This is a genomic window from Zobellia russellii (assembly GCF_044597075.1).
GTDB lineage: Bacteria > Bacteroidota > Bacteroidia > Flavobacteriales > Flavobacteriaceae > Zobellia > Zobellia russellii.
This window is the reverse complement of the sequence record NZ_CP139000.1, coordinates 1,692,830-1,712,517: the sequence shown is the minus strand read 5'-3', so window position 1 is coordinate 1,712,517 and position 19,688 is coordinate 1,692,830. Positions and strand designations below refer to the sequence as shown.

The following is a 19,688-nucleotide window of genomic DNA, read 5'->3' as shown; positions in this document are numbered from 1 at the left end:
GAACTTGTTCTTAACAATCAAAAGGCCTTATGGTTACTGGTAAAAAACGGTGTATAGCACTCGTTGCAAACGAGCGCTAGCGGGGGGCTTAGGCACTAGCATGATGCTTGTGCCTGGGGGTATTGATTAATTTATTTTTTTTATATCTAAAGCTAACCCCGTTTTGGTCTTCTATGCGCATTTTAGTAAACAGAAATCAGTATATTAGTCAATTCCAACCGTTATATGGGCTATGGTTCGCTACTGTAAGCAAGCTAATAATTCGTAGACTTTTTTAAACTGTAGATTTATGAGATCCGTTACCATTCGTATTACAAATCTAACATTAGGGAATGCACACATAACGAGTTATCCTTATAGACCAAACAGACCTTCTATTTTATATAGAGTCCCTTTATACCGTGTTAGCATTGAGGGTAAAACTTCCGGAAATAATTCGGTGATCGAAGATTTTGAGGCTATACGTTTTGGAGTACATAGAACAACTACGGAAGGACCTAGAGTTGTGGGATTAGCCGATGCTCAAACACATACGCTAACATGGGATTATATAAGTACAATGGACGATGATGCATGGAGAGTATATAATGGGTTTTTTATTCACCAAGGTCCTAGTAACCCTATTTCTGGTGGTTATGGTTCAATTGGGTGCATAGAAATTTGTGGCGGTGGTGAATGGGACAGATTTAATGATACAATTAGGAATCTGACGGGAGAGAATAGCTTAACTCAGATAAGCAATAGTCAATTATTGACTGCTGAGTATGAAAGTGCCACGCGTCCTTCATTAATAACAGTGTAAAAATGAAACAGGTACTAATTACTTTATTTAGTGTTCTCTCGTTTTGTAGTTGTAAAAGCGCTAACAACCAAAGCAAATTGATTCCTGAGCAATCAACTGTACAAAATGATAGTGTTACGGAGACTCCCATTAAGGTGTTCACTGTTCTATTTGATAGTGTTCAGACAGACGCTGTAGAACAATTAACACAGCTTAATGAACGCTTAAACAGAGCGTATAAAGATGCTGGCGATATAAAGGGCGAAGAATATATAGAGCGAAGACTGAACAATTACAAAACCAAAAGATTTGCGGGAACCTTAGCCCAAGATTTTGACAATAGTGATTTTACAAAGGCAACCCAGTTAAACGTTTCTTTTTTAACTAAAAACGAAGAAAATCCTAACGGAAATATCAAGGTAGAAGAATGGTTTTTTAAAGATGAGAACACCGCTAGTTCTTGTTTTCAGAGTTTACAAAATTATAGGGAACGAGAAATACATTTTCAATTCATTAGTTGGATATGGGTACAACAAAACAACAAATTATTCCTCATATTTTCCACAGACTTTGTGGTGGATTCTAAACCCATGCAAACCATAAAGCAAAATTTAATAGATTTGGTAAAGGAGCGGGGAAAATATAATCTTATCGAAATGGATTGAGTTCTTAATTGGGTTCAATGTCCATTAGTATTTCTTTAATTGAATATATGCCTAATTTGTATTACGGGTTGGTTAAGAAACGTTATTTTCTTACTTATTAGGAACATCACAGTTTTCCTCAAGCTCTAAGTTAAGATCATTTTCAAATCGGCTGAAATCTACACTATCACTAAGATTATATTGCCCATAAATACTGACTAAATATTTTTCGATACTTTTTTTTCTAATTCTGTCAACAACTTGCCCTGATAATTTAGGTTCATTTTTTGCCTGAACGCAAATGTCATTAACCTATTCTTAACCATCAAAAGGCCTTATTGTTACTTGCAAAGAATGGTGTAGAGCACTCGTTGCAAACGAGCGCTAGCGGGGGGAGTTGAACGGGCTTCATCTTCTTTCCTCTTTGGCTCTCTTCATTGCCATTCTATCATAACTCTTAAAATAAAGGTTGTTCGCATCTGGAAAGTACTTAGATATTGTCAGATCAATCTCTCCTTGTTCACAATTATCAACTGTTCCGCAAGGTAAACTGTCTTTATGAATTCTAGTTCTGAATTTAAATCTACCTTGTTGGTAAACGTAACTAATGTACAAATCCATATAAGAATCAGAAATGCTATTTATTTGGTCTATACTAGCTTTTATAGGAATACTATCTTTAAATAAGGTGTTTGTTCCTATTGATTTACGTTGAATTTGTATTTTAGAATTGTATGGGTTGGTAGAGTCGTATTCAACAAAATAAAAGTGTTGTTTCTGAGCTTTTGCGTTTCTAATATAGTTTGGCCAGCCTGCGTCGTCAGGGTCACTTGTATCAAAAAGCTCTCCATTCACGTAAAATTGGTAATCTATATACCCATGTTTGCGATATTTATAATCGGTTACTTTTCCAATAGTCATTTTTCTATGTTTACTTAAAGAGGTTTCTTTTTGCCACGTATGATAAGAACCAATTAGTATAACTCCAAAAATGAGCGAAAAAACGATTAGGCCTTTTTTATCTTTTAGTTTCTGCAAGAGTTAATTTTAGATACAATAACGGTTTAGGCAAAAGTGTATTGCCGTGTTCTCTATGCTTTCATGCACAGTGATTGTTTTGGGTTGAACCTGATTTTTTCACCTGTCTATACGCAAAAATCATTTTCTGCTCAGCTTCAATCTCCCTTTTTGATTTGTGTTGCTAGTTTACTCGCAGGTTCACAAGCGTGCCGCTTGCGCCAGCAGGGGAGTTTACAGCAGCCTAAATTTCATTTGGTTCATTATTCTCCAATTTCCGCGGATATTGATGGACTTTTTTATGATCAAAAGAAATTCTATAGCTCCACTAGTACATTCTAGCGTAATATCTCCTCGCTCAACAAGTACGTTCCGGTATGGATTAACATTATAACGGACTCCCGTTAAAACTATATTTTCCCATTCCACACCAAAAGAGTTTCCTTTTTTAATTAATTGTCTAAAATTTTTAATTAGCTCCACTTTAAAATTAGCTAATACCGAATCTGTTGCAGGAATGGTTTCTTGCGGTCGTGCTTCTTTAATTAGCGGAACAAGGTGTTCAATATCTTTTTTGGTAGGCAAGCACTTTAAAATTTTCTTTTCGTTGTTCTTTTTAAAGGCTTTGAATACAGTAGTTACCATCTTGTTGTTTTCTAAATTCTTTTGTGCAAAAATAGGGTTGTAGGCTATTAGAAAAACTATTAAGAATACATTGTAGAAGTGGGTAGGTAGCGGTTGCGTTTTCAATTAGGGACAGATTAGTTATGAAAAGCAAAGATAGCGTAAATGAAGTATTCATTGTGCTCATTGAACTGGGTGTTTTTGGGTTGAGCTACTGGTCTAACACAGATTAGGTTGTATTGGTATACTCATGTGGAACACTCGTTACAAAGGAGCGCTAGCGGGGGCTTACTCCACAGTTTTTTTATATTTCTCGAATTGTTCCAATTTTTGGTTTTCAATTATCTTAGAAATATTCTTATGCAATTCACTAGTATTTGCAAATTCCTTAACCTTTCTATTAACGTTTATTACTATATCAAATTGGAATTCAGCATTAGTTCTTTGTTTAAAAAGATAAGCTGGAAATGAGTATTCAATTATGCAATTCCCTTCAATTCCATTAAAATTGAATTTGTATTTGAGTGAAATTGAAGAGAAAACAATTTTTTCGTGATAGTCATTTTTAGTTATGAATATATGCTCCTGTAGTTCTTTCCCATTTATTCTAAGTTTGTCAATTCCCGTAATAAATTCTTTTATTTCTTGCGGAGTGTCAACATCAGGGTCTATATGGACATTCAAGTCTGTTATCTCTATAAACTCCAAATGTCTACTTAGGGCAGGTGAAGTAAAACTGTATAAAAATTGTATTCTGTTTTGATTAGTAAAATCCTTAAATAAAATACGCACGAAATCAACTTCTTCTTTTACGATATGGGCATTTTTAAAATGACCTTTAAGGTTTCGTAAAACCATTTCATTAATATCGTTTGTTTCTTTTGATGTATAGCTTTTCGTGAGTACCAAGCTAATTTCATTATTAGCTTTTTTCTCAATGGTGATTAGTGCTTTGTGTGTAGTTTTGGTATTTACCCAATCTTTTGTTCTGTTTTCTCGTTCAATTTCATATTCGAGTTGGATACTTTTTTTGTCTTTACCAACATAAGTAAATTGTGGATTAGCTTTAACCTTGTAGTTCGGTTTATAAACTATGTTTTCCTTAATTATTTTATTTATCGAGAAATTTGGTGGAATTATGTCTAATAAAGGTTTATCAGTTTTACAAGGAAGCGTTAAAGTGTTTACTTTAAATTTTTCTTCTTTCGTTTTTTGACTTTCTACTAATTTCAAAAATTCTTTAGGGCTCAAAATTGTATTCATTAGAAGCGGAACAGATTTATTCTTATCGTTTTCATCAATAAACACACCCTTTGCACTAAGTAGGTCTCTAAGATGTTTTCCTGTTAAAAAGGATTGTGAAATCATTGCCCTAAGTTGGTCGCCAATCGGTAAAATTTCTTTTATCTGGTCTTTTTCTACTCCCATAATTATAGATTTCTGAAGTCAAAATCGTGTCTCACAACTTCAATTTGGTTCTTATATGATAAATTTTCTATTTGAGCTAATACGCTTGTTACTATGTCTTGATGTTCTAATTTATTATAGTCTGGAAAACTTATCAAAGTTTTTGAAGTTGCCTCCAAATGATTGAACTCTTTAGAAAGTGCTATTAATCGTAATAAATCATTTTTCTCAAAATTGTCTCTTGAGCCAATTACTAAAATAACATCATCGTTCTTTGTTAATCGAATTGGTATTATGTCGGAACTTATATATTGTACAGGTAATTTCTTTCCAAAACTCAATCTTTGAGTAATTGAATTATTCATTCCTGTTTTATGATAAACAAAGTCAAAATTATCTTCGCCAAAAATGTTCTTTATCGGCTGAATGAGATTAAAGAGAAAATTCATTCTTGCATTGTCTACAACTATAATTTTGTCATATACTAACTCGTTTCCAGAAAAAGTTGAATTAGCGATTTCAGGTAATATATTGAATTCTTTATGTTCGTCATTATTCGATAGCCAAAATAAAAGACCTGAAACCGATGTGTCCGAAACATCTGATATCGAATAATTTATATTTTGATATACTTCTGAATTACTAAAGCATTTCATTGTATAAGCCAACTCCACAAACCAATCTTTAAATTTATCTTTCAAGTTAGATGGATATTTGTCAGCAGTATATTTGACAGATACAACCTCAATCTCTAATAATTCTTCCACAAGCGGACAAGAATATGAAACCAAGCCGTCTATTCCGTGTGTCAATCTTTTTTTGGCTTTTTCTTTTTTATGCTGTTCACTAAAGCTACAAGGGATTTCAATACCTGTTCTATAAATATCCTTGAAGCCGATTAGCTCCTCAAAGAAATATTTGACTATATTCTCTCCTTGTTCTCCAATTTTTTTCGACCATTCTCCCATTTATTCTTTTGGTTTTTTATATTTCAAAGTCTTTTTCCAGCATTAGGTAACGGGCACGGCTATGAGTAGTTGCGTGGTTTAGCGTTTAACTTTGCAATTACACACTAAACTGAAAATCCGAAAAGATTTTCAGTAGTAGGCGAGTAGAAGCAATTACTTATAGCCATTCTTAGCTGTAGGTTTTTATCTATAATGTTTAATTTTCGATGTTTTAACTTTTAGTCTTTTTAAATCCGAATCCAACTTCTTCGCGATTATATGATTTCTTTTTCTCCTAATCATTTCTTGTAATTGTACAATATTTGAGTCTTGTTCAGGTGATTTTGGTCCTAGAATAATTTCGGATAAATGAATAGGGAAAACACTATTATTTAATTGAAAATCAATAAATGGATTTATAATTGAATGAGTAAAAGTTTTAACCCAATTTGAATCTAAAGGATTAAGACTTGGGTCTTCGATTATCAGTAATCTTACTTCTTCCTCTATAGCATAATCATAAGGTTTGAAAAAATGTTTCCATAACCCAATATTTCTGAACTCAAAAGTGAATCCAGTCAAAGCTTCGACTCCTTCTCGAATATGCTTTAGAAAATCAAGTTCAGGGTGATTTCCATTTTGGTCTGCATATTTTACTCTTTGAATAAGGACTTTATCATTTAGGTTTTCTCGTTTTATATTAAAAACTAAACAAACACCAGTTCCATCATCTGCATATAACCTCCATAGTGTTAGTTCATCTTTTCTGTTTATTTTTGAACACGAGGTGATATATCTTTTATTTAATGCAATCACTGTAGTATGATGCATTTTAGATAGAGGTCTTTCAACACCATTTAAATAATTATCCACATAATTGACCTCAGATTTATCATTCATACCAACTAGACCATTCATTCTGAATGAAAGGTAGTTTAGCATACTAAAAAGTGTATCAAGTGTTGTGTATCGACAAATTTTAGTTTCTAAAAACTCTCCAAAAATTTTATTGAAAAATTGATTTTCAAATGATTTTATATTTTTAAGTCTGTCCTCAAAGTAGAATGAGTTTCTATTAGAGTCGAATTTTATTTTACTAATTATTTTTTCGTCCTTTAGAAAGTCAGAAATTTCAGAATTTTTGGACAAATAGATTTGAGCAGACTCTTTAATAATCGATAATATTTGTCGTTTTATCTTTTGGTTAATTTGTACATTTTTGACATTTGTAATTTTACCAATAACATCCTCAAAACTTGCTTCTATAAAATCAATTTCCTTCTCATTTCGGTCATAAATGTAAAAAGTTTCATTATCGGTAACAACTCCAAATCTGGCATTTGTGATAGAAAGAGATGACCTAACTTGGTCTGTGGCTGTTGCTAAGATGTTTTTGTTACCTAAAGAGCTTTTTATTTCAAATACTGCTAAAGGATTATTGCCTTTGTAAATTACGACATCAAACCATCTATTCAAAATAGGTGTTTTCCATCTATCTTGACTTACGATTCTCAAACTTTTATCTCCAATATCAAGTTTAAGCCTTTCGAAAATTTTTTTTTCTATTTTAGATTCTCTTGAGTTCATTTAACTTACAAGTAACAATTGCATAAAGCAACTAGTTGCTTTATCTCCAATCTCTAGGTAAAAACACACTTTGCTTTATCCACAAATAAGTTTCTCCTATAGATTCACGTTTTAAATATCGCAATACTATTCAAAATAAGATTACAGAAAACCGTAAGTATCGTGTAAGAATTACACTATTCGTTTAAGTGTAAGAATTTATCGGTAAAGGGTAGGGTAAAACGCTTTTTTTAAACAAGCTATTTTTAGCTCAGCGCTGTAAAAAAAGAGAAAGAAGATGGTTCTAAATTGCTGTTTTCTGGAGGTGTATTATTTTTTGGCAGTTCTTCTTCACCCCACTTTAGAAAAATGTGCTGTTGGGCCGTTTGTTCTCGTTGTGTTTTCTATAAATTCAATTTGTTTATTGCAGCCAACCTTTTTTAGTGGCCCGTTTGCTATAGAAATAAAGGAATGTGGCAATTGCAATAACCACCATAGGAATAATGGCATAAAATACAACGGAGGTTTTTTTAATGTCAAAAACCAGTAGCCAATACAGTTCTATAAAAAGCAGCGTAAATAGTGATAGGGCAAAAAAATTAGAGGCAATTTTCTTTCTCATAAACAGCATAAAACTACCTAGCATTTCGGCAAATAGGGCAATGAGAAATACAACAATATACCAACTAGGAAGGGATTGCATTTTATCAAACTCCTCAGTAGTTAAATGTTCCTGTAGAAAATTCAGTTCATAGGAACTAAAATAAATTTCAATGATATTCCATAAAATGGCAAAGGAAGATACGAGCCAAAAGGAAGTTGGAGGTTTGCTATCTTGTCCCATAACAGATTGATTTAGTGTGTTATAAAAATACGCAAACCCGGCAACTAAGCCTAACAATTATATTGAATAGTAGGTAGTTTGTTTTAGAACTATCAAACCGATTCAATTGTAGCTTTAGTTTATTCTTTTAGTGTTTTATGCAATTGGAATTCATAAAGAGATGGGTGGGTAGAAAACTACTGCCATTTAACGGTTGTACCCAATACAAAATACGGTTTCGCCCACATTTACCGGTGGGGTTCCAATTTTATAAAGAATAATCCCTGATTGGGGCGCTATTATTTCGCCTAGGGTATTCCCAAATTCATCTTTGGTGTGCCCCAGAATATCGCCCTTCTTTACGGAATCTCCCGCTTTTAGGTTGCTATAAAATACACCTTTGGTCTCCGCCTTTACATAAGCCTGCCCGTTCAGTTCAATGGGCTTTTCAGGGCTGCTTTTGGTTTGGTACATCTCCATTTTATGCAGCATTTGGTACACCCCTTTTTTTATGCTGGCAACGGCCTCTTTTTGTACGTTACCCAGTTTACCGCTCTCAATGCTCAATGCGGTCTTTCCGTCCTGTACGGCCTGTTTAAAGGCGTAATGGGCAGGGTCCGTATCTTTTAAGGTATACGGATAGGTAACCATATACTGAAACCCACTGGCCTTGGACAGTTTGCGTGCCAATTGCGTCTGTTCCGGTTTTTGCTCGTTGTTGTAATAACAGACAAAGGGGAGGAGGTCCTCATTGGCATCGCCCCCGTGAATATCCAAAAGAACATCGCTTACTGGAATGATATCCGTAGTAAACATGGCCGCTATTTTTTGGGTAATGGAACCAGAGGCATCCCCAGGAAAGGCCCGGTTTAAATTCACATCATCTTGAGGATTTTTAAACGGCGTACGGGAGAAAAAGGAAGCGGTATTGGCTATGGGCACAATGATTACGGTGCCCGTTAACCGGTCCGTTTCCAGTTCCTGAATCAATTCCTGCGCTGCTATAATAGGCGGATATTCATAGCCGTGCACCCCGGAAAGGATGGTAAAGACCGGTCCTTCTTTTTTTCCTTTTAGGATAGTAATGGGCACGGTAGCCGTACGGTCTTGGGCATCGGTTAGGGTAACTCTAATATTTTGGGAAGCAGGTCTGTTGGTTTCGGCAAAGGTTTCTTTAAAATTATCCTGCGCCCTAAGGGACAAGCTGGTTATGGTAAGTACCAAGGCAAGGGCCAATTTTGTAAGCTGTGTTCTGATCATGAATGTGCAAATTTTATGCGGTCCGTATGCGGAACCTAGTGCGTAAAAGTTAAAATTGGGCAGCAAGGCACCGCCAAATTTTAGGGTAGGACAAAGTTAAAAATTTAGGGACTTTTATAGGCAAGCACAATGGTTTATATGGGAATAATGTTCTGTTGAAAATCCACTTACTTCGTTGTCCGCCCAAAGAAACCTAAAAACAAATTTGCCGGCTAGAACTGGGTGTTCCAAACCGGCAAAATCGAGCCCATAAAATAAGGCGTATGTTTTAGCGTACAGCCGTTATTGGGCCGTGTAGGTAAACGTAACCTTGGCCTGAGTGGTTTGTCCGTTTACATCTACGATATTAAACGTATCCGTAAAAGTATAGGCAGAGTCGTCATCTTTAAAATTTAGCGGTATGTTCTGAACGTTACAGCTACCGGTAAGGCTAAGCAGGTCTCCGCTCAACTTCCACGTACCGCCCAAAACGACCTTGTTATCACAATCGGCCGCATTTTGGCTCTGGTCGTAGGTGTAGTCCCTGTTGGTGCTAAAGGTGTAACTGGCATCTTTTTGGCAATCGCCGTACTGGGCAAAAAGGTCCTCGCTGGGGTTTTCTTCGCTATCGTCCGTAAGGTCAATTTCCGTATCGGCCGTCATAGCGGTCAGCACCCATTTACCCACTAATTTTTCCTCGGCGGTATCCAGAGCGCCCGTATAATCTTCGGGACAGGTTACGCTGTTATCGGATTCACAGGAACTAAAAAATGCATTGCAAAGAACTGCGGTAAGTAAAAAAATGAATTTTCTTTTCATTGGTACATATGTGTTTTAGGTTCTTTAGATAGATGTGAAATTGGCCAAAGGGTTGCGATGCGCTTGTGTTAAATCCGCCAAGGGCCCGCTCAGCTTTTATTTGAACGCTCTGTGCGGCGCAGGTTTTAAAAAAGATTATAACTTTAGTGCACAGTTATCGTACAAACCAACCATGAAAACCGGCCTATCTCCAAAAATGAAGCGAAACCTAGCGCGTGTTGTGCCGTTTGGTATTATCCATATGGTTTTGGGGCTGTTTATTCTTTTTATTCAGGAGGCTGTAACGGGTAATGAAAATATAAACCCGGAAACATCCATTTCGCTTACACTAGAGGTTTTTGTTTTTGCCATTATAGCCGTTGGCTGCGTGGGGCTGTTAATGGGGTGTATTGAAATATTCTGGTTGGGCAAGCTGTTCCAGAACCGGAGTCTGGCAAAGAAAATCGTTTACAAAATGGGGTTTTACCTCCTGTTTATCTTGGCCGTTATAGTCATGACCTATCCGCTGGCGGCAAGTATAGAACTAGAGGTGCCTCCGTGGGATTCTCTCGTGCTACAGAAGTTCTTGAATTTTTTACTGAGCATGGATTTTTATAGCACTTTAGTTTCTTTGGTGGTCAGCCTGTTTTTGTCGCTCTTTTATTTAGAGATCAGTGATAACCTGGGGCATGGGGTACTCATGAATTTTTTCACGGGGAAATACCATAAACCTGTGGAGGAGAAACGGGTGTTCCTGTTTCTGGATATGAAATCTTCTACCACCATTGCGGAGGAGCTGGGCCATATTACTTATTTTGAATTGCTGAAGTCCTATTACTCGGATTTCTCCGATGCCATTGTGGCCCATGAAGGTGAGGTCTACCAGTATATAGGCGATGAAATTGTGATTTCCTGGCCGTTTGAAGCGGGTATTAAGAACAACAATTGTATCCGTTGTTTTTTTGCGATGAAAGACAGCCTAGATGCCAAGACCGAAGCTTACCGTACCAAATTTGGCGTAGTGCCCCGTTTTAAGGCCGGACTGCATTATGGAAAGGTAACCACCGGAGAGATCGGTGCCTTAAAAAAGGAGATTATCTTTACCGGTGATGTACTCAATACTACGGCCCGTATACAAGGGCTTTGTAACAGTTACCAAGTAGACCTTCTAGTGTCCCAAAGGCTGATAAAAGCACTACGTTTACCAGCCCATTTAAAGCCCCGCGATATGGGAAATACGCCACTTAGGGGCAAAGAGGAAACCGTAGAACTGTTTACCGTGGAGCGGGAGGGGTGAACTACAAAGATGCCATTGCACCACGTTACGGGAGTTACCGCCTGAGTAGCTTTTTTCAACAGGAAATGGACGTCATCCAGAAAGAAGACCAGTGATACCGATAGGATTTAAAACCCACACCGTTTTGATGCAGTAGCCTATTTTTTCTTTTTAAAGAGACTTACAATTTTCATTACTAATTTAACGACCAATAAGACCACAAAACCAACACCAAGTCCTACCAAGAATTCTTTAACGATACTTGGAAGTTGCGGTAAAAGGTCATGGAAAAAATGAATGTTATGGGCAAAAATACCGCCTGCAACCAATAGAAGGGCTATAGTACCTATAACGGACAGGCTTTTGATTACCCAAGGCAAAGCGTTTACCAAGAATCTCCCCATATAGTCAGAGAAGCTATTGTCCCGCTCATTTAGGTTGATGAGCCTTAGCCCAAATTCATCCATGCGGACAATTAAAGCCACTATGCCGTAAACACCAACGGTGGCAATAAGGGCAATTAATGAAACTACCGGTATTTGTATGGAAAGTGGTTCTGCAGCTACTGCGCCCAACGCAATGATTATAATTTCTACGGAAAGTATAAAATCCGTTACAATGGCAGATTTTACGCGTTCCTTTTCCAAAGCAAGGATATCTGCTTCGGTCATGTTCGTGTTCAGTTTTTCATGCGATTCGTCATGATGGGGCACAAAGATTTCATAGATTTTCTCCGCACCTTCATAGGCCAAGTACAATCCTCCTAAAATTAAGGCGACAATTATGGCAGAGGGCAGAAAAGCACTGAGCAGAAAGGCTACGGGCAGGATAATTAATTTGTTTACCATAGAACCTTTGGAGATGGCCCAAAGCACGGGAATCTCACGGTCGGACATAAATCCGGAAGCTTTTTCGGCATTCACGGCCAAATCATCACCAAGAATACCTGCTGTTTTCTTGGCCGTAATTTTACTCATAGCAGCAACGTCATCCATGAGTGTGGCAATATCGTCTAGTAATGCAAAAAATCCTGAAGCCATAATTAAGAGGTTGGTGTTTTGTTATTTAGTTTTTTTTCGTTCTATAAACCAGTTATAGATTATGAGAATGACGGCCAGTACCAATAATAGGTGAATAAGGCCTCCTAGAATTTTAAAAATCAAAAATCCTAAAATCCATCCAATTATCAATACTATTATGAGGGTATATATAAGATATTTCATATTTTTTTCTGTTTTAAAGGGTCAAGGGCATAAAAGTTTTAAATATGACCATTCCCTAGAGTTTATTTTTAAGTATTGGTAATATATGATACACTTTTATGGGCTATAGCTGCTATCCAAATCTTTTTTGATCATAATCGTTTCTAAAATAGTAGGGCAAAGGGCAGATGAAAAGTAAAACTGCTCTGCGAAACAAGTACTTATCCTTATCCCTACAGAGCAGTTGTTGACTCTTAATTTACTAAAAGCTATTTTGTATAAATCAATGCGGCATAAGCAGGAATCGTAATCTTACCAGTAAATGGTTTTTCATCTGTAGACTCCGCTACTTTTTCCATATCTTCTACTTCCAACTCCGAGAAATCATCATCATAACCTTTCCAGGTGCTGTTGAACCTTAGTTTCCAATCGGCATCTTCGGCAACCCCAATTCCGTATTCCTCAAATGGCCTGTCCCCAAAATTAAGAACTACCAATACCGGTTCGTTATCGTCGGAATCCCTACTGCGCACATAAGCAAGGATTTTATTGTCCTGATTAAAATGAACAATATCTAACTGTTGCCCTCGCAGGCCGTTGGTACGATCTGCCTTTCCTGTTCTAAGTGCAATTAGGTCCGTAGACAATTTGCTGATGCCCTTTAGTTTTTCAAATTTTTCCCAATCCAAGGCTTCGGTATCCTGAAAATATTCATCTTCAATAAATTCCTGACCTTGAAACAACATGGGAATTCCTGGAGCTGTCAAGGTAAGTACCAAACCTAGAATGGCACGTTTTTTCGCAAACGGACTCTCGGCATCTCCCGGCTGTATTTCTTCAGGAACCCTAGCCTTTCCATTGGCTACCTCGTCATGCGATTCCGTATAAATTATTCTTTTAAACGCATCACCACTATAAGTATAGGTTAACGCATTTACGATATACTGTAGGTCTCTATCGTCATCATTTATCATGGTGAGTACTTCCCGCACAGGATGTACAAAATTCATATCCCATTGAGAGCCGTATGCCAATCCTCCGTACTCGGCCCCATCAGTAACTTTGTCGTCTCCTTTAAGGTCTTCGGCAATGGTTAGAATGTGTGGATATTTAGATTGAATTTGCATGTTAATATCCCTCATAAGAATATTACCTTCATTAATTTCCGTATCCAGTCCAAGACCACCGCCTTCAAACCTAATGTACGAGGTGGCGTCCATACGCAAACCGTCACAACGGTATTGTTCTATCCAGAACATAGCATTGTCAGCGATGTATTTTCTAACCTCAGGACGACCGTAATCCGGACGGGTATCTCCCCAAGGGGTTTCCGAGCGGTAATCGTTATAAAAATAAATTCCTCCTTTGTCATTTTCATGCCAACCATCAAATTGCCAAAGATCTACGTCCGAAGGTCCAAAATGGTTATAGACCACATCCATAATTACCGCAATACCATTCTTATGAGCTTCCTTTACAAGTTTTGCAAAACCATCCGGTCCGCCATAATCCTGTTCAATGGCAAAAGGGTGTGCAGGATTGTAGCCCCAAGAAATACCTCCGGCAAATTCAGCTACGGGCAGTAACTCAATACAGTTAATTCCCAAATTTTTTAGATAGGGCAGTTTTTCAATGACATCTTCAAAAGTACCTACCTGATCTGGTTTTTTACGATTAAACGTTCCTACATGTAATTCGTAAATAACCAGTTCGTTCCAATTAGGTATTTGAAAATCATCTCCTTCCCAATCAAAATCTAGCTTTCTGGCAATGGAATTCCCATTACTATTCGTAACCTCTACGGCATAGGGGTCGTTACGTTCGTACTCATTAGTCCCGTTTAAAATGAGGAATTTGTATTCATCACCTTCTTTACACTTATCCGTAACACCGGCCCAGTAGCCGTTTTCTTCGTGTTCCAGTTCAAAATCATCTTTTTTCCAATCGTTAAAATCGCCAATAACAAAAACCTTGTCTGCATTGGGCGCCCAAACTCTAAAGGTAGTAGGCCCGTCTTCTGTTAAGATGGCTCCCATACCCGCACTCTTATTTAAAATAGCTTCCATAATATCTGTAATTAGTATAAGCAAAGGAGCTCATATTGTTCAGTACAAAATAATGCGAATCTGAATTGGAAGTTGGTCTCAAAGGGTTTTTAAAATAACCCTAATCGCCTAAATATTAATCTTATGGATGTGATAGATTGAAAAGGTTTTAAAACAAAATTCAGGAGAGGGTAGTGTACATACAAGTCCATCTTTACGAACGGGAGTAAATAAAAAAGTGTACAAAGAAAAAGGGACCTTACAAGTGTAAGGCCCCTTTTCATATGAGTGAACAATCTAATTATTTCTTATCAATTAGCTCCATGTCCGTATACTTAAACTTTTGACCACCTACGGATAGGTCTGCCATTAACCCTTTTTTAGGCTTGGCAAATACAACTACACCGTCATCATAATTAGCGTTGGCTGCAACTCCTTTTTCAAGGGCTACTGCAGTAGCTTCGGCAGAAAGTTCAAATTCACCTTGTTTAAACTCGTTAAGGGCATCTTCGGTTTCAAAGAATATAATTTCAGTCAACGCTTGACCACCAGCTTGTAATCCTACGTCTACTTTCTTTAAATCTGCCATACCTACGGCTTTTCCGTTTTCGTAAAGTACACCGTTACCAGATGCACCACCAACGATAAGTCCGCCTTCACCAACATTAGGGAATACGACATATCCCGGTGCGTTTTTGAAAAATTGGTCTAGTCCATAATCCGCTTTCTGCAATTTTGCTTTAGCTTTTTCGGCATCGGCCATTACTCTTTGGTCATCTTGATCTTGGGCATACGTACCTAAAGAGAAAAGTACCATTGCCGCTATTAAAATTGATTTTGTGATTTTCATATCAATAGTTTTAAATTAAACTTAAATTCTGATACAAAAATACAGGTCGTCCTAAGCCTAAATTGCCGCTATTCATTGAAATTATGATGCAAAAAGAAGGAAGTTTTTAGAGTAAAATAATTACCGTTTGGGTCAATGGAATTTGTGAAAATCGGAGGTCTATATGTAGCTAGACCAATATAACAAACTCACTAGGGTTTATAGCCGAAGTATTTTTTTCAATTAAGGAAACCAAACTTTTTTGAAGCATTACTTTTAAGTCATCAAATGAAGATGGCTTTTGTATATACTGGTTGGCACCATCGGTTTGTAATTGGTTTACTTCTCGCTGTCTGTAAGAGGTAGAATAAACGATTACCTTAATATCATCAAACCTAGGAAAGTTCCTGATATCTGTAAGGCACTCAAAACCGTTCATGAGGGGCATGTTCAGGTCTAAGAAGATGGCGTCGGGCAAATCAGTAGAAGAAAATAAGTCGTCCATAAGGTCCACACCATTATCAAACTGGGTTACTTGAGTAGAAACATCAATTTCATCAAGTGCTTCAACAAACAGTTCACGGTCTTCAGTATCGTCATCCGCTAAATAAAGGTTGAGAGTCATAGTAATTTTTATAGTTTATTTGGTCCTAAATAATTTGTTGCCTTAAAATATCTGTCAGAATACATTCTGTTTTAGAAATTTTAAAAGCCAATCTATGTACGTTAAAAGAACTTGGTTTGGAGCTTTATTTAGACTTTAATTAACAAAAGAAATGATTGGGGCCAAAATAATAAATCCGTGGTGAAAAACGGACTCAGATTACTTTTGATATTAACTCAAATGAATTTTTCAGTACAATTTTAGGGCGTTATTCCAGATAATAAAGTTTGATAATAACCTTGTTTGATAGGAAGCACTTTTAGCATTTTCGGCAATTTATACAACTGTATTTGGCGGAATCATAATATTTACATCGTGTTCGTGCACGATTATTATATGTGTGCGCACACATTTTAGCATAATTTACTAGGTTATTTGATTTCAGAAAATTACATTCGTAAAATATTACTATGAATTTTGGGAATTAATTAACAATTACGGGTGTTTATTTATTTGATTGTCAATTAATTAACTCGTAAAATCTCAAATTGCTGTTATGAGCTGATTTTTTAAAATAGAGAAGCGTGCAGCAATAAAATCTCAAGATGCATTATGAATACCACTCAATTGTATTGTTAGTAAACAACTCATGTAATATTAGTAACCAACTCAATTTAAATTATGAAAAGAAAAAACCGATCTGCAAGAATTTTGCGTACAGGTTCCTTTCCGGGTTTTACGTCTCGTTTAGGGTCCTTTGCGTTTGTTTTGCTTTTAATGGGGAATGCCAATGCCACGGCCTCCAGCAGGAATATTCCGCTGGTAGACAATTTACGGCTAACCCCAAACCTTAATGAAAATGAGATAAATACATTGGCCGTACAAACCTCTATTTCCGGGGTTATTACAGATGATGCCGGTGTGCCTTTGCCAGGGGTTAACGTTGTTGAAAAAGGAACAACGAATGGCGTAGTCTCGGATTTTGACGGTAACTATACCATTCAAGTAGCAGATGCAAATGCAGTGTTGCGTTTTAGCTCATTGGGTTTTGCCTCTAAAGAAGTTACGGTAGGCTCACAATCTACCCTGAACATTACATTAAGCGAAGATGCGCAAAGCCTACAGGAAGTAGTAGTAGTGGGGTATGGTACGCAAAAAAAGGAAGATGTTACCGGGTCTCTTTCCCAAGTGGAAGGTAAGACACTTACCGTAGCGCCTCCACCAAACTTATCAGCGGCACTTTCCGGTAAACTCTCTGGAGTTATAGCGGTTCAAACTACAGGTCAGCCTGGCCAAGATGATGCGCAGTTCCAGATTAGGGGCCGCAGCACCTTGGGTAACAATAGTCCTTTGGTTTTAATTGATGGTGTTGAGCGTCCTTACCAAAGGGTAAACCCATTTGAGGTATCCAGTGTAACGGCGTTAAAAGATGCAGCTTCTACTGCGGTTTACGGTTCTCGTGCTGCAAACGGAGTACTTTTAATTACAACCAATAGAGGTAAAATAGGAAAGCCTTCTATCAATTTTTCTAGTCAATATGGGTTTCAGTCGCCCACTAGACGACCAGAACTTATGAATGCTAGTGAGTACGTATTGGCATTTAGACAATCTTTCTTGAATAGAGGAACTGCTCCCGATGCTTTGCCATATGATGATTTGGTGGCGCAAGCGGAAGCTGGAACAGTGGAAAGTTTTGATTGGTGGAACGAAACCCTTAGAAACTCTGCTCCTCAACAACAGTATAATTTTTCTGTAGATGGAGGTAGTGAAAAATTGCGTTACTTCTTCTCATATGGTCTATTAGACCAAGGAGCATTGTATGAAAATGCAGGCTTTAAGCAAAGTAGTATCCGTTCAAATGTAGATGCGGATATTACAGATCGTTTAAAGTTTAGTTTAAATATTGCCGGAAGGTTGGAAAACACCTTACGTTCCGCAGATGTTGATGGAGAGATATTCTCCAATGCCTTGAGGGCAAATCCATTATTTCCTGTCTTTGTAGATGGCCGCCCAGGAGCGGAAGGTCTTCCCTCAGAATCGCTTGGTTTTGATGGTTTTAGTGGTAACTCTGTTGGGGATGCCAACAGAAATGGTAGTGATAGAAGAGATAGCGATTATTTTCAAACCAATTTTCAGTTGGAATACCAAGTTCCCGGTATAGACGGGCTAACGGCAAAAGCTATGTATTCTTATGATAGGAACGTTACCAAACAAAAGGTATTCTTTACTCCTTATACTTCTTACCAATTGAACGAGGCAACGGGTGAGTATATTCCAAATATTAGTGATAATTTGAGTTATTTGGATGAAAGCAGAGGAGACTTTGCCCAACAGACGACGCAGTTAAGCCTTAACTATAAAAAAGAGTTTGGTGATCACTTAATATCGGCCTTGGCCCTTTTTGAGAAGATAGAACAGAAGTCGGACAACATTAACGCTTATAGAGATGGTTTTCTTTCTCCGGCCATTCAAGAGCTTTTTGCCGGTGCAGTAGATAACGACCAAAACTTTGGAGGTGCTTCGGAAACCGCCAGAAGAGGGTATGTGGCCCGTGTGGATTATGGATATAAAAACAGGTATTTATTTCAAGCCAACTTACGTTTAGATCAATCTTATATCTTTCCAAAAGAAGGTCGTGACGGTTACTTTCCGGCATTCTCTGCCGGTTGGAGGATTTCCGAGGAAAATTTCATGAAAGATTCCGAAGTAATTACGGATTTAAAAATGAGGGGTTCTTGGGGTATTACCGGTAATGATAGGGTAGACCCTTTCCAATATATCACTGGATTTAATTTTCAAGGTGGTTATGTGTCCGATGGAGCTTTTCTTCAAGGGATAAGTCCATCAGGAATACCTAACCCCAACATTACTTGGGAAACCGCTACTACTACGGATATTGGTCTAGAAGCTGAATTTTTAGAAGGCAAATGGGGACTTGAAGTAGATTACTATAAGAAAAGAACCGAAGATATTCTTGCAGAAAGAAGCTTATCCGTACCAGGTACTTTTGGCGCGGAATTGCCAAGTGAAAACTTAGGTATAGTTGATAGCTGGGGATGGGAGTTTACCGTACGAAATAAACAATCCATAGGAGAACATTTTTATTATAACCTGGATGCCAACTTAACATTGGCCAAAAACGAGATTGTTTTTATAGATGAGCCTGCAGATGTTATTCCAGGAGCTAGTCTTACCGGAAATGAAATAGGTGCCCGTGTAGGTTACCTTTCAGATGGACTGTACCAGAATGAAACAGAGATTGCTAATGGTCCGGCCCAGTTTGGAGAGTTGGCTCCGGGAGATATCAGATATAAGGATATAAACGGTCGTGATGCGGATGGAAATCTAACAGGTCAGCCAGATGGAGTGGTAAATCAAGATGACCGTACCTTAATTGGTTCAAGTAATACGCCAGGGGTTATTTATGGTCTTAATGCAGAACTAGGGTACAAAGGTTTTTCTTTAGCATTTAGTTTTCAAGGTGCCACGGATTATACCAGACAGGTAACACCAAGAGGATTCTTATTGGACGTTGGAAACAATTTTAAAGCGTTGAACGACTCATGGACGGTAGATAACCCAGATGCCAAATACCCAAGAATATTACCGGATGGAAACTCCAACAACAACCAAACCAGTGATTTCTGGATGGAAGAAGTTTCCTTTTTAAGATTAAGACGTGCACAGATCAGTTATGACTTTACATCTATTTCAGAACAATTGGAGGCTTATGGCATTAAGAGATTAAGTCTTACCGCGTCAGGAACCAACCTTTTGACTTTTACGAACATTTCTTTAGGAGACCCGGAAGGAACCGAAGGGAACTCATTATTCTACCCTATATCACGGGTTATTTCTTTTGGTGTAAATGTAGGCTTCTAAAAAA

General features: G+C 37.4%; 17 protein-coding genes. 4 read left to right on the top strand and 13 right to left on the bottom strand.

Annotation, left to right across the window (positions count from 1 at the left end; translation table 11 throughout):
• The first annotated feature begins 289 nt into the window (after window positions 1–289).
• Window positions 290–802: a hypothetical protein gene (locus SJY45_RS06900; RefSeq protein ID WP_400073778.1), complete on the top strand. Its 513-nt coding sequence runs from the start codon at window positions 290–292 to the stop codon at window positions 800–802.
• A 2-nt stretch (window positions 803–804) separates the two neighbouring features.
• Entirely contained in the window at window positions 805–1,446 is a 642-nt protein-coding gene (locus tag SJY45_RS06895) for a hypothetical protein (RefSeq protein ID WP_400073777.1), read from the top strand.
• A gap of 387 nt (window positions 1,447–1,833) precedes the next feature.
• Here the strand turns inward: SJY45_RS06895 and SJY45_RS06890 are convergent, their stop codons facing one another.
• The 8 genes from SJY45_RS06890 to SJY45_RS06855 all read right to left on the bottom strand — a co-directional run bounded on the left by SJY45_RS06890 (window position 1,834) and on the right by SJY45_RS06855 (window position 9,867).
• A complete protein-coding gene (locus tag SJY45_RS06890) occupies window positions 1,834–2,463 on the bottom strand; it encodes a hypothetical protein (RefSeq protein WP_400073776.1) in 630 nt (209 codons plus the stop codon).
• Window positions 2,464–2,676: 213 nt separating this feature from the next.
• Window positions 2,677–3,087 (bottom strand): hypothetical protein, encoded by a 411-nt coding sequence (locus SJY45_RS06885; RefSeq protein WP_400073775.1) that lies wholly within the window; start codon window positions 3,085–3,087, stop codon window positions 2,677–2,679.
• A gap of 267 nt (window positions 3,088–3,354) precedes the next feature.
• A complete protein-coding gene (locus SJY45_RS06880) occupies window positions 3,355–4,494 on the bottom strand; it encodes a hypothetical protein (protein ID WP_400073774.1) in 1,140 nt (379 codons plus the stop codon).
• Window positions 4,495–4,496: 2 nt separating this feature from the next.
• A complete protein-coding gene (locus tag SJY45_RS06875) occupies window positions 4,497–5,441 on the bottom strand; it encodes a hypothetical protein (protein ID WP_400073773.1) in 945 nt (314 codons plus the stop codon).
• Between the two features lie 183 nt (window positions 5,442–5,624).
• The gene (locus SJY45_RS06870) at window positions 5,625–7,007 is read right to left on the bottom strand and encodes a DUF2971 domain-containing protein (protein ID WP_400073772.1); all 1,383 of its coding nucleotides are present in this window, start codon (window positions 7,005–7,007) and stop codon (window positions 5,625–5,627) included.
• 400 nt (window positions 7,008–7,407) lie between these two features.
• Window positions 7,408–7,830 (bottom strand): hypothetical protein, encoded by a 423-nt coding sequence (locus tag SJY45_RS06865; protein WP_303406095.1) that lies wholly within the window; start codon window positions 7,828–7,830, stop codon window positions 7,408–7,410.
• A 186-nt stretch (window positions 7,831–8,016) separates the two neighbouring features.
• Window positions 8,017–9,069, bottom strand: coding sequence for a succinylglutamate desuccinylase/aspartoacylase family protein (locus tag SJY45_RS06860; RefSeq protein ID WP_400073771.1), 1,053 nt, complete (start codon window positions 9,067–9,069; stop codon window positions 8,017–8,019).
• Window positions 9,070–9,351: 282 nt separating this feature from the next.
• The gene (locus SJY45_RS06855; protein WP_400073770.1) at window positions 9,352–9,867 is read right to left on the bottom strand and encodes a DUF5004 domain-containing protein; all 516 of its coding nucleotides are present in this window, start codon (window positions 9,865–9,867) and stop codon (window positions 9,352–9,354) included.
• 172 nt (window positions 9,868–10,039) lie between these two features.
• Here SJY45_RS06855 and SJY45_RS06850 point away from each other — a divergent pair, with 172 nt between their 5' ends.
• Window positions 10,040–11,143 carry an adenylate/guanylate cyclase domain-containing protein gene (locus SJY45_RS06850; protein ID WP_400073769.1) on the top strand — a complete coding sequence of 368 codons (1,104 nt, stop codon included), beginning with the start codon at window positions 10,040–10,042 and terminating at the stop codon, window positions 11,141–11,143.
• A gap of 137 nt (window positions 11,144–11,280) precedes the next feature.
• Here the strand turns inward: SJY45_RS06850 and SJY45_RS06845 are convergent, their stop codons facing one another.
• The 5 genes from SJY45_RS06845 to SJY45_RS06825 all read right to left on the bottom strand — a co-directional run bounded on the left by SJY45_RS06845 (window position 11,281) and on the right by SJY45_RS06825 (window position 15,823).
• Window positions 11,281–12,162 carry a DUF808 domain-containing protein gene (locus SJY45_RS06845; protein WP_400073768.1) on the bottom strand — a complete coding sequence of 294 codons (882 nt, stop codon included), beginning with the start codon at window positions 12,160–12,162 and terminating at the stop codon, window positions 11,281–11,283.
• Between the two features lie 21 nt (window positions 12,163–12,183).
• The gene (locus SJY45_RS06840; protein WP_400073767.1) at window positions 12,184–12,345 is read right to left on the bottom strand and encodes a lmo0937 family membrane protein; all 162 of its coding nucleotides are present in this window, start codon (window positions 12,343–12,345) and stop codon (window positions 12,184–12,186) included.
• A 248-nt stretch (window positions 12,346–12,593) separates the two neighbouring features.
• Entirely contained in the window at window positions 12,594–14,390 is a 1,797-nt protein-coding gene (locus tag SJY45_RS06835; protein WP_400073766.1) for an alpha-amylase family glycosyl hydrolase, read from the bottom strand.
• A gap of 280 nt (window positions 14,391–14,670) precedes the next feature.
• Window positions 14,671–15,219: a YSC84-related protein gene (locus SJY45_RS06830; protein WP_215439618.1), complete on the bottom strand. Its 549-nt coding sequence runs from the start codon at window positions 15,217–15,219 to the stop codon at window positions 14,671–14,673.
• A 169-nt stretch (window positions 15,220–15,388) separates the two neighbouring features.
• Complete coding sequence (locus SJY45_RS06825; protein ID WP_289063973.1) at window positions 15,389–15,823, bottom strand: response regulator; 435 nt, start codon at window positions 15,821–15,823, stop codon at window positions 15,389–15,391.
• A 660-nt stretch (window positions 15,824–16,483) separates the two neighbouring features.
• Between SJY45_RS06825 and SJY45_RS06820 the strand changes: the two genes are divergently transcribed.
• A complete protein-coding gene (locus SJY45_RS06820; RefSeq protein WP_400073765.1) occupies window positions 16,484–19,684 on the top strand; it encodes a SusC/RagA family TonB-linked outer membrane protein in 3,201 nt (1,066 codons plus the stop codon).
• Window positions 19,685–19,688 lie beyond the last annotated feature (4 nt).

Coding starts and splice junctions, on each gene's coding strand:
- SJY45_RS06875 (WP_400073773.1), bottom strand. CDS start 5,441: ATGGGAGAATGGTCGAAAAAAATTGGAGAACAAGGAGAGAATATAGTC.
- SJY45_RS06880 (WP_400073774.1), bottom strand. CDS start 4,494: ATGGGAGTAGAAAAAGACCAGATAAAAGAAATTTTACCGATTGGCGAC.
- SJY45_RS06865 (WP_303406095.1), bottom strand. CDS start 7,830: ATGGGACAAGATAGCAAACCTCCAACTTCCTTTTGGCTCGTATCTTCC.
- SJY45_RS06895 (WP_400073777.1), top strand. CDS start 805: ATGAAACAGGTACTAATTACTTTATTTAGTGTTCTCTCGTTTTGTAGT.
- SJY45_RS06840 (WP_400073767.1), bottom strand. CDS start 12,345: ATGAAATATCTTATATATACCCTCATAATAGTATTGATAATTGGATGG.
- SJY45_RS06835 (WP_400073766.1), bottom strand. CDS start 14,390: ATGGAAGCTATTTTAAATAAGAGTGCGGGTATGGGAGCCATCTTAACA.
- SJY45_RS06855 (WP_400073770.1), bottom strand. CDS start 9,867: ATGAAAAGAAAATTCATTTTTTTACTTACCGCAGTTCTTTGCAATGCA.
- SJY45_RS06885 (WP_400073775.1), bottom strand. CDS start 3,087: ATGGTAACTACTGTATTCAAAGCCTTTAAAAAGAACAACGAAAAGAAA.
- SJY45_RS06830 (WP_215439618.1), bottom strand. CDS start 15,219: ATGAAAATCACAAAATCAATTTTAATAGCGGCAATGGTACTTTTCTCT.
- SJY45_RS06870 (WP_400073772.1), bottom strand. CDS start 7,007: ATGAACTCAAGAGAATCTAAAATAGAAAAAAAAATTTTCGAAAGGCTT.
- SJY45_RS06820 (WP_400073765.1), top strand. CDS start 16,484: ATGAAAAGAAAAAACCGATCTGCAAGAATTTTGCGTACAGGTTCCTTT.
- SJY45_RS06850 (WP_400073769.1), top strand. CDS start 10,040: ATGAAAACCGGCCTATCTCCAAAAATGAAGCGAAACCTAGCGCGTGTT.
- SJY45_RS06900 (WP_400073778.1), top strand. CDS start 290: ATGAGATCCGTTACCATTCGTATTACAAATCTAACATTAGGGAATGCA.
- SJY45_RS06845 (WP_400073768.1), bottom strand. CDS start 12,162: ATGGCTTCAGGATTTTTTGCATTACTAGACGATATTGCCACACTCATG.
- SJY45_RS06860 (WP_400073771.1), bottom strand. CDS start 9,069: ATGATCAGAACACAGCTTACAAAATTGGCCCTTGCCTTGGTACTTACC.
- SJY45_RS06825 (WP_289063973.1), bottom strand. CDS start 15,823: ATGACTCTCAACCTTTATTTAGCGGATGACGATACTGAAGACCGTGAA.